The organism is Catellatospora paridis (genome assembly GCF_009720365.1).
Lineage (GTDB): Bacteria > Actinomycetota > Actinomycetes > Mycobacteriales > Micromonosporaceae > Catellatospora > Catellatospora paridis.
Genome location: NZ_ML769313.1, coordinates 58611 through 72463, shown reverse-complemented (window position 1 = coordinate 72463; position 13853 = coordinate 58611). Strand labels below are relative to the sequence as shown.

10 protein-coding genes are annotated in these 13853 nt (G+C 71.7%); 4 read left to right on the top strand and 6 right to left on the bottom strand.

Features of this window, described 5'->3' with window-relative positions:
* Window positions 1–4 precede the first annotated feature (4 nt).
* Together F9C41_RS05230 and F9C41_RS05225 are read left to right on the top strand one after the other, a co-directional pair.
* Window positions 5–526, top strand: coding sequence for a DUF4396 domain-containing protein (locus F9C41_RS05230; protein WP_155385523.1), 522 nt, complete (start codon window positions 5–7; stop codon window positions 524–526).
* A 93-nt stretch (window positions 527–619) separates the two neighbouring features.
* Window positions 620–1132: an SRPBCC family protein gene (locus F9C41_RS05225; protein ID WP_155385522.1), complete on the top strand. Its 513-nt coding sequence runs from the start codon at window positions 620–622 to the stop codon at window positions 1130–1132.
* Between the two features lie 133 nt (window positions 1133–1265).
* Here F9C41_RS05225 and F9C41_RS05220 read toward each other — a convergent pair whose 3' ends face one another.
* Entirely contained in the window at window positions 1266–2018 is a 753-nt protein-coding gene (locus F9C41_RS05220) for a class I SAM-dependent methyltransferase (protein ID WP_155385521.1), read from the bottom strand.
* A 318-nt stretch (window positions 2019–2336) separates the two neighbouring features.
* Between F9C41_RS05220 and argS the strand changes: the two genes are divergently transcribed.
* Entirely contained in the window at window positions 2337–4058 is a 1722-nt protein-coding gene (argS, locus tag F9C41_RS05215; protein WP_155385520.1) for an arginine--tRNA ligase, read from the top strand.
* Between the two features lie 54 nt (window positions 4059–4112).
* Here argS and F9C41_RS05210 read toward each other — a convergent pair whose 3' ends face one another.
* The 3 genes from F9C41_RS05210 to F9C41_RS05200 form a co-directional block, all read right to left on the bottom strand.
* Complete coding sequence (locus tag F9C41_RS05210) at window positions 4113–4886, bottom strand: SigB/SigF/SigG family RNA polymerase sigma factor (protein ID WP_196279628.1); 774 nt, start codon at window positions 4884–4886, stop codon at window positions 4113–4115.
* A 205-nt stretch (window positions 4887–5091) separates the two neighbouring features.
* Window positions 5092–5817: an ATP-binding protein gene (locus tag F9C41_RS05205; RefSeq protein ID WP_155385518.1), complete on the bottom strand. Its 726-nt coding sequence runs from the start codon at window positions 5815–5817 to the stop codon at window positions 5092–5094.
* A gap of 91 nt (window positions 5818–5908) precedes the next feature.
* The gene (locus tag F9C41_RS05200) at window positions 5909–6223 is read right to left on the bottom strand and encodes an STAS domain-containing protein (RefSeq protein WP_155385517.1); all 315 of its coding nucleotides are present in this window, start codon (window positions 6221–6223) and stop codon (window positions 5909–5911) included.
* 143 nt (window positions 6224–6366) lie between these two features.
* Between F9C41_RS05200 and F9C41_RS05195 the strand changes: the two genes are divergently transcribed.
* Complete coding sequence (locus F9C41_RS05195; protein ID WP_196279627.1) at window positions 6367–8715, top strand: SpoIIE family protein phosphatase; 2349 nt, start codon at window positions 6367–6369, stop codon at window positions 8713–8715.
* A 12-nt stretch (window positions 8716–8727) separates the two neighbouring features.
* Here the strand turns inward: F9C41_RS05195 and F9C41_RS05190 are convergent, their stop codons facing one another.
* Window positions 8728–9273: a response regulator gene (locus F9C41_RS05190; RefSeq protein ID WP_155386184.1), complete on the bottom strand. Its 546-nt coding sequence runs from the start codon at window positions 9271–9273 to the stop codon at window positions 8728–8730.
* Window positions 9274–9462: 189 nt separating this feature from the next.
* Window positions 9463–13566: a HAMP domain-containing protein gene (locus F9C41_RS05185; protein WP_407924675.1), complete on the bottom strand. Its 4104-nt coding sequence runs from the start codon at window positions 13564–13566 to the stop codon at window positions 9463–9465.
* Window positions 13567–13853 lie beyond the last annotated feature (287 nt).

Sequence of the window (13853 nt, the reverse complement as noted above, 5' to 3'; positions counted from 1 at the left end):
CGGCATGGATCATCACGACCATGCCGCCCACGGCCATGTCACCGACGACGCGGCCCGCAGCGCCGCGACCGGGCACACCCCGCACGTCCCCGCCGCGACCTGGCGCATGGCCGCCTCGGCGACGCTGCACTGCCTCACCGGCTGCGCCATCGGCGAGGTCCTGGGCATGGTCATCGGCACCGCGCTGGGCTGGACGGCCGGGCCGACGGTCGTGCTGTCGGTGGCGCTGGCGTTCGTCTTCGGCTACGCGCTGACCATGCGCGGCGTGCTGCGCGCCGGAGTCGGTTTCCGGCAGGCGCTGAAGATCGCGCTCGCCGCGGACACGGTGTCCATCGCGATGATGGAGCTGATCGACAACGCCATCATGGTCGGCGTGCCCGGCGCCATGGACGCCGGTTTGACCAGTTGGTTGTTCTGGGCGGCGCTGGCCTTCTCGCTGCTGATCGCGTTCGCGCTCACCGTGCCCGTCAACCGCTGGCTCATCTCCCGCGGCAAGGGCCACGCCGTCGTGCACCGGTTCCACTGAGGCCTGCGGGCACCACCGAACGCCCCGTCCTGTCGGACGGGGCGTTTACCATGCGGCGGACCATCCACCTTCCCTGATGGAGGAGGCCCGCCCATGGACGGCGACGGCAGCCCCGTGGTGCGCGTGTCCCGGCGCATCGAAGCCCCCGCGGCCGCGATCTTCCAGGCCCTGGCCGACCCGACCTGCCACCTGGCCCTGGACGGGTCCGGCATGCTGCGCGGCGCCGTGACCCAGGCGGCCGTCACCGGGGTCGGCGACGTCTTCGTGATGCGCATGTACTACTCGGCCCACGGCGACTACGAGATGGACAACCACGTCGTCGAGTACGAGCAGGACCGGCGGATCGGCTGGGAGCCCGTGGCGGGCCGCGGCCACCCCGACGCCGACGCGCCGGACGCCCGGTGGGGCCACCGGTGGAGCTACGAACTCGTCCCCGACGGGCCTGGCGCGACCATCGTGACCGAGAGCTACGACTGCTCGCGGGCACCCGCCGACGAGCGGGAGTCCATGGACGACGGCCGGATCTGGATCGACAGCATGCACGACACGCTGCGCCGGCTCGACGAACTGTGCACCGGCCGGCGCCACGGGCCGCACCTCGACTGACCCGAGCACCCGGGCGCGCCCGGACCGCACCATGATCGCTCGACTTGCCAGGCAGGTGTGCGTATCTTTGGCCCGCTTTCGCCCACCTGCCTGGCAAGTCCGACGATCAACCGGCCCGTCCGGCGGCGGGGCGCTACGCGGGGCGGTGGGCGACGAAGCAGTCGCGGGGGGTGCGGTCCTCGGTGGTCTGCTCGATAACGAGCTCCGGGGTGAACCCGGCCTCGGTGAGCAGCTTGCGCCACACCTCGCGGGCGAAGACGCCGGTGCGGTGGGTCTCGTGCGCCGTGCGCACGCTGCCGTCGGCCTCACGCAGCAGGAACGCGTACTCGGTGAGGGTCCAGGAGTCGGCGGGGTCGGGGTCCCAGGACCACTCGAGGAAGCGCACGCCGCGCCCGTCCGGGCCGTCGACGCCGCCGTGGTCGGCGCCGGGTTCGTAGGTCTGCGCCGTCTCGTCGGGCAGCAGCACGGCGACGCCGCCGGGCCGGCAGTGGGCGTACGCCGTGGCGATCGCCTGCCGCAGGTCGTCCTCGGTGGTCATGTAAGACACCGCGTCGTGCAGGAACACCGCGTCGAAGGCGCGGCCCAGCCGTAGCGTGCGCATGTCGCCGACGTGGTGCGCGCAGTCCGGGTTCAGCCGCCGGGACATGTCGAGCATCTCGGCGGACAGGTCCGACAGCGTCATCGTGAAATGTTCCCGCAGGTGCACCGCATTGTGACCGCCACCGCTGCCCAGTTCCAGCACCTCGCGCACCGGGATCGACGCCGAGCGCAGCAACTGCGCCGCGAACGCCGTCTCCTCGGCGTAGTCGTCCACCGGCGAGATCAGCGGCCACCACCGGGCCAGCTCGCCGTAGAACCGGTACTGCCCGGCCGCGTCGTCGGTCATCCGCCCATGTTAGGAAGGTGCCCTTCCGGTACGCATGCCGTTAACAAGGTGCCCTTCCTTTCTCGGTGGCGGGGTTGGGTAGAGTCGGGGCATGTCCTCTGCTGTGGTGCGCGCCGGCCTTTGTGGCCGTGTCGCCGTGCGCCCGGCGGGTCGCGTCGTCGTGATCGAGCGACGACGAATCGTGGCAGCTCGCTGACGCGTTTTCGCGCGCTGTGCTGCCTTTCTCCGCACCTTCTGTCTGATCTGTGTAGTGGTCTGCCCGGCGCGATGCCGCCCCGGCGGGCCGCTCCTGCCCGCTTGCGAGAGAGCTGAGTTCACGTGACTGACCTGGAGAGTCTCCTCAACGACCGGTTGGCGGCCGCCTTCGCGGCGGTCGCGGGCGAGCCGGCGGATCCGGTGGTGCGCCGGTCGCAGCACGCCGACTTCCAGGCCGACGGCGCGTTGCCGCTGGCCCGGCGGCTGGGCCGCGCGCCGCGTGACATCGCCGCCGACGCGCTGGGCCGCGCCGACCTGGCCGACCTGGTCGCCACCGCGGAGATCTCGGGACCCGGCTTCATCAACCTGAAGCTGCGCGGCGACGCGCTGGCCGGGCTGCTCGCCGCGATGAGCGGCGACGAGCGGCTCGGCGTGCCCGCCGCGTCCGCGCCGGAGACCGTGATCATCGACTACTCCCATCCGAACGTGGCCAAGGAGATGCACGCCGGCCACCTGCGCTCCACGGTGATCGGCGACGCCGTCGCGCGGACCCTGGACTGGCTGGGCCACGACATCCGGCGGGCCAACCACGTCGGCGACTGGGGCACCCCGTTCGGCATGCTCATCGAACACCTGCTCGACCTCGGCGAGACCGAAGCCGCGCACGAGCTGTCGGTCGGTGACCTCAACGGCTTCTACCAGGCAGCGCGGGTCAAGTTCGACGCCGACCCGGTGTTCGCCGAGCGGTCCCGGCTGCGGGTCGTGGCGCTGCAGTCCGGCGATGAGACCACGCTGCGGCTGTGGCGGCTGCTGGTCGACGAGAGCGAGAAGTACTTCCTGGCCGTGTACGACAAGCTCGGCGTGACCCTGACCGCGGCCGACTTCTGCGGCGAGTCGTACTACAACGACATGCTCGCCCCCGTTGTGGACACCCTCGACGGCCTCGGCCTGCTGCAGGAGAGCGACGGCGCGCAGTGCGCGTTCCCGCAGGGCTTCGCGGGGCGTGACGGGCAGCCGACGCCGATCATCGTGCGCAAACGGGACGGCGGCTACGGCTACGGGGCGACGGACCTGGCCGCGATCCGGTATCGCACGCAGGAGCTGAAGGCGACCAGGCTGCTGTATGTGGTCGGCTCGCCGCAGAGCCGGCACCTGGAGATGGTGTACCAGACCGCGCGGGAGGCGGGCTGGCTGGCCGAACCGGCCCGGGCGGTGCACGTGGGTTTCGGGCAGGTGCTGGGCGCCGACGGCAAGAAGCTGGCCTCGCGGGCCGGGCAGACCGTCAAGCTCATGGAGCTGCTCGAGGAGGCGGTGACCCGGGCCGCGGCGATCGTGGCGGAGAAGAACCCGGAACTCGACGCCGACACCCGGGCCGAGGTGGCGCGCATGGTCGGCATCGGCGCGATCAAGTACGTCGACCTGTCCAGCGACCGGATCAAGGACTACACGTTCAGCTGGGAGCGGATGCTGTCGTTCTCCGGCGACACCGGGGCCTACCTGCAGTACACCCATGCCCGGATCAAGTCGATCTTCCGCCGGGGTGGGGTCGGCCCGGACCGCGCCGCGGTGGTGCTGCTCGACTCCCCGGCCGAGCGGGCGCTGGCGATGGAGCTGCTGGGCTTCCCGGCCGTGGTCGCGGACGCGGCGCAGACGCTGCAGTTCCACCGGCTCGCCGGGTACCTGCAGGGCCTGGCCGGGGCGTACACCGCCTTCTACGACAACTGCCCGGTGCTCAAAGCCGACGGGCCGACCCGGGCCAGCCGGCTGCTGCTGTGCGACCTCACCGCCCGGGTCATCGCCCAGGGCCTGGGCCTGCTCGGCATCGAAGCCCCCGAGCGCATGTGAACCCCGCCCCGGTCCGCGCCGTCCGGTGGCGCGGACCGGGCAAGGATCGGCGGCTCAACCGGCGTCGGCGCAGGTCAGCTCCTGCCGCAGCACCTGGAAGGCGCGCGCCAGCAGCCGGGAGACGTGCATCTGGGAGACGCCGACCTGCTCGGCGATCTCCGACTGGGTCAGGTTGTCCACGAACCGCATCCGCAGGATGCGCTGGTCGCGTTCGGGCAGGGTGTCGATCGCCTGGCGCAGCGCCTCGCGCTCGGGCAGCGCCTCCAGGGTGTCGTCGCACTCGCCCAGCAGGTCCTGCAGCTCGCCGTCGCCGTCGTCGGCGGTCGCGGGCGCGTTGAGCGAGCTGGCCGTGTACGCCGCGGCGCACTGCATCCCGCGCAGCACGTCGTCCTCGCTGACGCCCAGGTATTCGGCGATGTCCTCGGCGGTCGGCGTGCGCTGCAGGGACTGGCTCAGTTCCGGAATCGCCCGGCACACCGCCAGGTGCAACTCCTGCAGGGAGCGCTGCACGTGCAGGGTCCAGGTGCGGTCGCGGAAGTAGCGCTTGATCTCGCCCAGCATCGTCGGCATGACGTAGTTGGCGAACGGCGCCCCGCGCTCGGGTTCGAACCGGTCGACGGCCTTGATCAGGCCGATCGTAGCCACCTGGACGAGGTCTTCGACGTCCTCGCCACGGTTGCGGAAGCGCATCGCCAGGCGGCGTGCCACCGGCGCGCACCCGCAGATGATCTCGTCACGCAGCCTGCCGCGGCCGGTGTCGCCGTCGGGCAGACGGTGCAGCAGCAGCAAAGAGTCCTCGAACCTCGCCAGCACGTCTACGGCGCTCACGGCGGACTTCGGGGACGAAACAGTACCGGTACGCATCTTCACACCTGCCAACGCCTGCGCTCGTCACCCGTGCACCGCACGGGCCGGCAGGCTGTTCCTGGCGGGCCACGGCGCCCTGCTGCTAGAGCGCCGTCGTGGCCCGGTCACCCCGGCCACGTTCTGCCGCTCGCACGGCAGGGCTCCAAGTATACGCGCGAAAGGACCCTCAGGAAGCCGTGGCGCGCCGTGGCTCGGCGACCGACGCCGACGCCCAGACGACCTTTCCGCCGCTGGTCAGCAGGCTGCCCCAATCGGTGGCCATCGCGGAAACCAGCTCCAGGCCGGCGCCGCGGTCCTCCGGGCCGGACTCGTGCGGCAGCCGCGGATCCCCGTCGCGGACCGCCACGATCACCGCCTCGCCCGCGCGGCGCAGCGTCAGCTCCATGTCGGTGCGCGCGTGCGTGACCGCGTTCGCGGCCAGCTCGGAGGCGAGCAGCTGCGCGAGCTGCCCCAGCCGTGGCAACCCGAACGCGGCGCAGGCGCGCTGTGCCAGGTCACGGGCCCGGGCGCAGCTGGCCGGGGTCGGCGGCAGGGTCACCGAGCGGCGCGGGCTGACCGGCAGCGCCTCGGCGGCCTTCTCGGCCAGCCCGGCGTCGTCGAAGACGGACAGGCCCGGGTGCGCGACCGGCACCGGGCACGGCGGCGCGGCGACCATGATCGGCACGCCGGGCCAGCGGGAAGCGCTGACCGCGGCACGGTGCAGCCACGGCACGAGCCGCTCGTCGGCACATCTCGTGTCAGCGAGGTCGAGGACGACCGCCTCCGGCTGCGCAGCCAGGCAGTCGGCCAGCGTGACCCCGGCCTGGATGAGTGTGTCCTGGTCGAGCGTCCCGGCCATCGCGATGAGCGCGAAGGGCTGTTGCCGCCGCACCTGGCACACCAGCATGGACATACTCTTCACGTGCCCCTCTGGCACGGCGGCGAAGCCTGCGCCGGTGAAAATTTCGGAAACGGGTCTACGCCCCTGACGGGCGGGGCCGGGCTCAGGCCGGCGGGGCCAGCAGTTTTCCGACGCCGGTCACGTCGAGCACCTTGGCCACCCACTGGCGGGCGCCGGTGACGTAGAAGCGGTGACCGAGTTCGTTGGCGGACCGGTAGGCGTCGAACAGCGCCCGCACGCCGGTCGAGTCGAGGAAGCCCACACCCTGCAGGTCGACGATCACCTCGGGGGACTGCTTGACCGCGTCGCACAGCTCGTCGCGCAGGCTGCCCGCGGTCATCAGGTCGATCTCGCCGCGGACCCTGACCACGATGCGGTCCGCGTCCACGACCCGTTCGACACCGAAACCCCGGTCCATCCCACTCCCTCCGCCACCTGAAACAGTTCCATTAACGCACGCCCAGCGCCGTTCGCACACCCGCCGTCCCAGCGGTCACGCGCCTGCCGGACAATGGTGAGTTCACCGTTTCGGCGCCGATCGCGATGGGCAGAGTACGAATCATGGCACGGCAAGCCGCACCCCCGCCCGCAGAGGCAGACTGGGTCGCCCGAGTGCAGCGCCTGGAGGCCGAACTCGCCGGCCTGCGCAAGGCGATGCGCACCCGCGGCCTCATCGAGCAGGCCAAGGGCCTGCTCGCGGAAAGGTTCGGCTGCGACCCGGAGAGCGCCTTCGAGCGCCTGTCTGCGATGTCCCAGCAGCGCAACATCAGCGTCGTCGACCTGGCCGCCGACCTCGTCGGCGCGACCGTGCCCGACACCGCCGAGGCGCAGGATCCGCCCACGGCCCCCGCCGCGGCCCTGGACCTGCCCGGGCAGGCCACGCCCGGCCTGCGCACCATCGTCGGCCTCGACGACGACCCGGCCCGCGCCCTGCCCCAGGCCCGCGCCCGGGTGCTGCGCAAATGCCTGGCCGCCCTCGACGCCGCCGCGGACTTCCCGACGCTGGCCGACATCCTGGTCACCGTCGGCCTCGGCGACGCGCCCGGCGCGGCCGCCGCGGTGTTCACCGCCGAGGTGGACGGCGCGGTGCGCCTGGTCGCCAGCCACGGCTGGCCCGCCCAGGTCGCCAGCGAATGGCAGCGCTCGCCCAGCTCCCTGCCCACCACCGTCGGCGCCGTGGTGCGCACCGGCCGGCCGCTGCTGCTCGACGGCCTGCAGCCGCACGACTTCGTGCTGATCGGCCCCGGACCGGCTCGCGCCGTGTACCCACTGGCCGTCGACGACCACATGGTCGGTGCGCTGTCGCTGGTCTGGGGCGAGCCCCGCGAGTTCACCGCCACCGACCGCGCCTTCCTGGACCGGCTCGCCGCCGGCGCGGGCCGGGCGCTGCGCCGACTGTGGTCGACCGCCGACACCGCCCCCGCATCCCTGCCGGTGTGGCTGGCCACCGCGCTCGACGTGCTCGGCGGCCGCGGGCACCTGCTGACCCCGGTGCGCGGTGACGACGGCGCCGTCGAGGACTTCGTCATCGCCGCCGCCGGGCCCGCCGTACGCGCCTCCGACGGCGACACCGTCGGGCGGCTGCTGCTCGACGTCTACCCGCGGCTGCGCGTCAACGGCGTCTTCGACGCCTACGTCGAGCTGCTCGCCGATGACGTGCCCTTCGCCCGCGAGGGTGTCGTCGAGGACGCCGTGGTCGACGGGCGGCCCCGCCGCGTCATTCTCAACCGCCGGGCCGCCCGCGTCGGCGACGCGCTGCTGGCCTCCTGGGAGCGCATCGACGCCAGGGTCAGCAACGACGCCCGGATGGCACGCCTGGAGACGCTCAGCCGCTCCGGCTGGGCCGAATGGGACCTGCAGGCCGGCGACGCGGTGTGGTCCCCCGGCCTGTACGGGCTCGTCGGGCGCGACGAGGCGCACGGACCCACCACGCTGGACAAGTTCGGGTCGTTCTTCGCCGCCGCCGACCGCGGCCTGCTGCGCGAACTGCTCGCCGGGCTCGCCCAGGGCCGGCCGGACCTGGCCCTGCTGCGGCTGAACACCGCCCGCGGCGTGGTGCCGGTGCGGGTGTTCGCCGAGGCCGACCTCGCCGGCGACGACATCCGCCTGATCCGGCTGGTCCTGCACGACGTCAGCGAGCAGCACGCCGCCGAGGACCGCTGGACCCGCAGCGAGACCATCGCCGCGGCCCGGCAGATCCAGCTCGCCGCCGAGCAGTCGCTGACCGCCAACCTCACCCGGCTGCTCTACCCCGGCCGGGACCTGGTGCTGCAGACGCCCGGCGCGGCGGTCACCGGCCGCCACTACGCCGCCACCGCCCCGCGTACGCAGCTGCGCGGCGACTTCTGCGACGCCGAGCGGCTCGACGACGGGTCGCTGCTGTTCGTCATCGGCGACGCGTTCGGCACCGGCCTGGTCGCCGCCGCCGCGGTGGTGCGACTGCGGTTCCCGGTGGTGACTCTCGGCTCGGCCGGCACCGCGCCCGCCGAGATCCTGCGCATCGTCAACGGCATGCTGATGGGCGCACCCGACGGGCCGCTGGCCAGCCTGCTGATCGGGCACTACCAGCCGGCCGACCAGACGCTGCGCTGGGCGTCGGCGGGCCACCTGCAGCCGCTGCTGGTGCGCGACGGCGTCGCCGCCGTGGTCGACGACCCGGCCGGGCCGCTGCTGGGCCTGCTCGACGGCCAGCGCTTCGATACTCACACGCTGCGCCTGCAACCGGGCGACGGTTTCGTGTCGTTCACCGACGGGGTGCTGCACAAGCGCAAACGCGACCCGCTGGCCGAGTTCGCGACCCGGGTCGGCGCCGCCTACCGCAAGGACGGCACCGAGGGCCTGTGGCAGCTCACCCCACCCGAACGCGACGACGAGGCGTGCCTGCTCGCCCTGGAGATCACCGAGCGCTGACCCGCACCGGGGTCAGCGGGCGCGGCGCGTCAGCGGTTCCGGGTCGTGCGGCAGGGCGGCGCGCAGCGCCTCACGGGCGCGTTCGACGTTGTCGAGGCCGGGCTCCTCGAGCAGCCGCACCGCGTCCTGGGCCGCGCCGGACAGCCGCGCCCACTGCTGGGCCTGCTGGCGCAGCTGCTGGGTCTTGACCCACAGGTCCACGAAGATGGCCACCTTCGCCCGCAGCACCCACGGGTCGAACGGCTTGGTGAGGTAGTCGACCGCACCCGCGGCGTACCCGCGCAGCGCCAGCCGGGCGTCCCGGTCGGCCGCGGTGAGGAAGATGATCGGGATGTGCCGGGTGCGTTCACGGCGCTTGATGTGCCCCGCCGTCTCGAACCCGTCCAGGCCCGGCATCTGCGCGTCCATCAGGATCACCGCGAAGTCGTCGACGAGCAGCCGTTTGAGCGCCGCCTCGCCGCTGCTGACCGCGACCGGCTCCACGGGCAGCCCCTGCAGCATCGCCTCCAGCGCGATCAGGTTGTCCTGCCGGTCGTCGACCAGCAGCACCTTCGCCATCAGGAAACCCGCCTCCAGCTCGCTCACGCCGTCTCCTCGCTACGCTCGTCGGCGGCGTGACCACCGAGCCCACCGATTCGCTCGCGTGGCTCGCTCATGCCTGCTCCTCGCCACGGCCGCCGGCGGCGTGACCACCCGGCCCACCGTTTCGCTCGCCGTACTCATCGACGGCATACCCCGCCCGCACGATCATGAGGCCTGCCCCTGTCGGCCGATCCAGCGGGCCATCAGCCGCAGCAGTTCGTCCAGGTCGACCGGCTTGGTGATGTAGTCGCTGGCGCCCGCCCCGAGCGCGGCCTCCCGGTCACCGGGCATCGCCTTGGCGGTCAGGAACACCACCGGCAGCGTGATCAGGTGCGGGTTGCGCCGGATGATCCGGGTCGTCTCGTAGCCGTCCTGCTCGGGCATCATCGCGTCCATCAGCACGATGTGGATGTCGGGGTGCTCGGCCAGCAGCTGGATGCCGTCGTTGCCGTTGTCGGCGTACAGGACCTGCATGCCGTGGTGCTCCAGCGCGCTGGCCAGCGCGAACACGTTGCGCACGTCGTCGTCGACGATGAGCACCCGCGCCCCGTCCAGGGTCGAGGACACCTCGTCGCCCAGCGTGTCGGTCGCGGCCCGGCCGATGATCGGCCGCGACACCGGCGTCGCGTAGTGCGCCTGCGCCGCCGGGCTGACCGGCACCGCCCCGGCCGGTGCGCCCACCCCGGTCAGCGCCGGCACCAGCGGCAGCGTCGGCGCGGTGGTGGGCCCGGTCAGCATGCCCGGCAGGTACAGGGTGAACGTCGAACCCTGCCCCGGGGCGGAGGTGACGGTGATGGTGCCGCCGAGCAGGCGCGCCAGCTCCCGACTGATCGACAGGCCCAGGCCGGTCCCGCCGTACTTTCGGCTGGTCGTCCCGTCGGCCTGCTGGAATTCGTCGAAGATCAGCGCCAGCTTGCTGGCCGAGATGCCGATGCCGGTGTCGTGCACCGCGAACATCACCACCTCGCCGGACTGGCTCAGCGACGGCTCCTCGAACACCAGGTCGGCCGGCGCGGACCCGATCTCGAGGTGCACCGTGCCCGAGTCGGTGAACTTGACCGCGTTCGACAGCAGGTTGCGCAGGATCTGCTGGAGCCGCTGCGCATCGGTGATCATGCCGGCGGGCAGCTGTTCCGACAGGGTCAGCTGCAGTTCCAGACGCTTCTCCTCGGCCTGGGGCCGGAACGCCTGCTCCACGTAGTCGCAGATGTCCTGGAAGCGGACCTCACCCGGCTCGACGTCCATCCGCCCCGCCTCGATCTTCGACAGGTCCAGGATGTCGTCGATCAGCGCGAGCAGATCCGACCCGGCGCTGTGGATGGTGCGCGCGAAGTCGATCTGCTTCGGGGTGAGGTTGGCCTCCGGGTTGTCGGCCAGCAGCCGCGACAGCAGCAGCAGCGAGTTCAGCGGCGTACGCAGCTCGTGGCTCATGTTGGCCAGGAACTCCGACTTGTACTGCGACGCCGCCGACAGCTGGCGGGCCTTGTCCTCCAGACCCAGGCGCGCCAGCTCGATCTCCCGGTTCTTGATCTCGATGTTGCGGTTCTGCTCCGACAGCTGGGCGGCCTTCTCCTCCAGCTCGTTGTTGGTGCGCTGCAGCTCCACCGACCGGTCGCGCAGCTCCTGCGCCAGCCGCTGCGACTGGGCCAGCAGCTCCTCGGTGCGCCGGTTGGCCAGGATCGTGTTCAGCGCGATGCCCAGCGTGCCGGCGAGCCGGTCCAGGAAGTCCAGGTGCAGCTCCGAGAACGGGGTGACGCTGCCGAACTCGATGACGCCCAGCGCCTCGCCCTCGAACACGATCGGCACCAGGATCAGGTCGGACACCTTCGTGTCGGCGATGCCCGAGCGCACCGTCATCTTCGTGCGACCCGATCCGACCCGGATGGTGCGCCGGTCCACGGCAGCCTGGCCGACCAGCCCCTCACCAGCGGCGTAGTGCGCCGCGGTGCCGCCGCCGGCATACCCGTAGGCCGCCGTCAGCTGCAGGCGCACCTCCTCGCCGTCGGGCTCGGCCAGGAAGAACGCGCCGATCTGTGCCTCGATCAGCGGCGTCACATCCGACATGATCATGCGGGAGACCTGTTCCAGGTCCCGCTGACCCTGCAGCAGCTCGCCCGCGCGGGCCAGGTTGGAGTCCAGCCAGCCCTGCTCGGCGTTCTTCTTCGTGGTGTCACGCAGGGTGACGATCATCTGGTTGATGTTGTCCTTCAGCTCGGCGACCTCGCCCTGCGCCTCCACCGAGATGCGCTGGGTCATGTCGCCGCGGGTCACCGCGGTGGACACCTGGGCGATGGCGCGCAGCTGCGTGGTCAGCGTCGAGGCGAGCTGGTTCACGTTCTCGGTCAGGTGCCGCCAGGTGCCGGACACCCCGCGCACCTGCGCCTGGCCGCCGAGCTTGCCCTCCGAGCCCACCTCACGGGCGACACGCGTGACCTCGTCGGCGAACGAGGACAGCTGGTCGACCATCGTGTTGACGGTGTTCTTCAGCTCCAGGATCTCGCCGTGCGCGTCGACGGTGATCTTCTGCGACAGGTCGCCCTTGGCCACGGCGGTGGTGACCTGGGCGATGTTGCGGACCTGGCCGGTCAGGTTCGACGCCATGAAGTTCACGTTGTCGGTCAGGTCGCGCCACGTGCCGGCGACCGCGGGCACCTGCGCCTGGCCGCCGAGCTTGCCCTCCGAACCCACCTCACGGGCCACGCGGGTGACCTCGTCGGCGAACGCGGACAGCTGGTCGACCATCGTGTTGACGACGTCCTTGAGCTCCAGGATCTCGCCCTGCGCCGCCACCGCGATCTTCTGCGACAGGTCGCCCCGGGCCACCGCCGTCGCCACCTGCGCGATGTTGCGGACCTGTGCGGTCAGGTTCGACGCCATGACGTTGACGTTGTCGGTCAGGTCGCGCCAGGTGCCCGACACGCCGCGCACCTGCGCCTGACCGCCGAGCTTGCCCTCCGAACCCACCTCACGGGCGACACGCGTGACCTCGTCGGCGAACGAGGACAGCTGGTCGACCATCGTGTTGACCGTGCTCTTCAGCTCCAGGATCTCGCCACGCGCGTCGACGGTGATCTTCTGGCTCAGGTCGCCCTGCGCCACGGCGGTGGTGACCTGGGCGATGTTGCGGACCTGCGCGGTCAGGTTGCCCGCCAGCTGGTTCACGTTCTCGGTCAGGTCCCGCCAGGTGCCCGACACCCCGGCCACCTGCGCCTGACCGCCGAGCTTGCCCTCCGAACCCACCTCACGGGCGACACGCGTGACCTCGTCGGCGAACGAGGACAGCTGGTCCACCATCGTGTTGACCGTGCTCTTCAGCTCCAGGATCTCGCCACGCGCGTCGACGGTGATCTTCTGGCTCAGGTCGCCCCGGGCCACGGCGGTGGTGACCTGGGCGATGTTGCGGACCTGCGCGGTCAGGTTGCCCGCCAGCTGGTTCACGTTCTCGGTCAGGTCCCGCCAGGTGCCCGACACCCCGGCCACCTGCGCCTGACCGCCCAGCTTGCCCTCCGAACCCACCTCACGCGCCACTCGCGTCACCTCGTCGGCGAACGAGGACAGCTGATCCACCATCGTGTTGACGACGTCCTTGAGCTCCAGGATCTCGCCCTGCGCCGCCACCGCGATCTTCTGCGACAGGTCGCCCCGGGCCACCGCCGTCGCCACCTGCGCGATGTTGCGGACCTGCGCGGTCAGGTTCGACGCCATGTAGTTCACCGCGTCGGTGAGGTCCTTCCAGGTGCCCGCCACATTCGGCACCTCGGCCTGGCCGCCGAGCTTGCCCTCGGTGCCGACCTCGCGCGCCACCCGCGTCACCTGCTCGGCGAACACCCGCAGCGTGTCGGTCAGCGAGTTGATCGTGTCGGCCAGGTCGGCGACCTCACCCTGCGCCGAGATGGCGATCTTCTGCGACAGGTCGCCCTGCGCGATGGCCGTCGTCACCTGTGAGATCGACCGCACCTGCGCGGTCAGGTTAGACGCCATGAAGTTCACGTTGTCGGTCAGGTCACGCCAGGTGCCCGACACGCCGCGCACGTCGGCCTGACCGCCGAGCTTGCCCTCGGTGCCGACCTCACGCGCCACCCGGGTCACCTCGTCCGCGAACGAGGACAGCTGGTCGACCATCCGGTTCACGGTCCGGCCGATGGTGAGGAACTCGCCCCGCAGCGGCCGTCCGTCGATGTCCAGCGTCATGTGCTGACTCAGGTCGCCCTCGGCCACCGCCACGATCACGCGGGCGATCTCGGCGGTGGGCCGCCCCAGATCGTCCATCAGGCTGTTGACCGCGCGCACGCCGTCGGCCCACGCCCCCTCGTACGCCTCCTCGTCCAGGCGCTCGGTCACCCGGCCCTCCCGGCCGACCACCCGCGAGATCCGCAGGAACTCGCGGTTGCGCTGCTCCTGCATCATCACGACCTCGTTGAAGGCGTCCGCGACCTCGCCGACGATGCCCGAACCACGAGACAGACGTACCTTGAAGTCGCCGTTGCGCACCGCCCGCAGCGCCGCCGCGACCTCATGCCACCGCGCGTCGGCGTCATCCGCCTGCTCACGCTGTG

Excerpts from the sequence above, each read along its gene's own strand:
- F9C41_RS05220 (WP_155385521.1), bottom strand. The coding sequence starts at position 2,018 with ATGACCGACGACGCGGCCGGGCAGTACCGGTTCTACGGCGAGCTGGCC.
- F9C41_RS05230 (WP_155385523.1), top strand. The coding sequence starts at position 5 with ATGGATCATCACGACCATGCCGCCCACGGCCATGTCACCGACGACGCG.
- F9C41_RS05190 (WP_155386184.1), bottom strand. The coding sequence starts at position 9,273 with ATGGCGAAGGTGCTGCTGGTCGACGACCGGCAGGACAACCTGATCGCG.
- F9C41_RS05195 (WP_196279627.1), top strand. The coding sequence starts at position 6,367 with ATGGCACGGCAAGCCGCACCCCCGCCCGCAGAGGCAGACTGGGTCGCC.
- F9C41_RS05225 (WP_155385522.1), top strand. The coding sequence starts at position 620 with ATGGACGGCGACGGCAGCCCCGTGGTGCGCGTGTCCCGGCGCATCGAA.
- F9C41_RS05200 (WP_155385517.1), bottom strand. The coding sequence starts at position 6,223 with ATGGACCGGGGTTTCGGTGTCGAACGGGTCGTGGACGCGGACCGCATC.
- F9C41_RS05185 (WP_407924675.1), bottom strand. The coding sequence starts at position 13,566 with ATGGACGATCTGGGGCGGCCCACCGCCGAGATCGCCCGCGTGATCGTG.
- F9C41_RS05205 (WP_155385518.1), bottom strand. The coding sequence starts at position 5,817 with ATGTCCATGCTGGTGTGCCAGGTGCGGCGGCAACAGCCCTTCGCGCTC.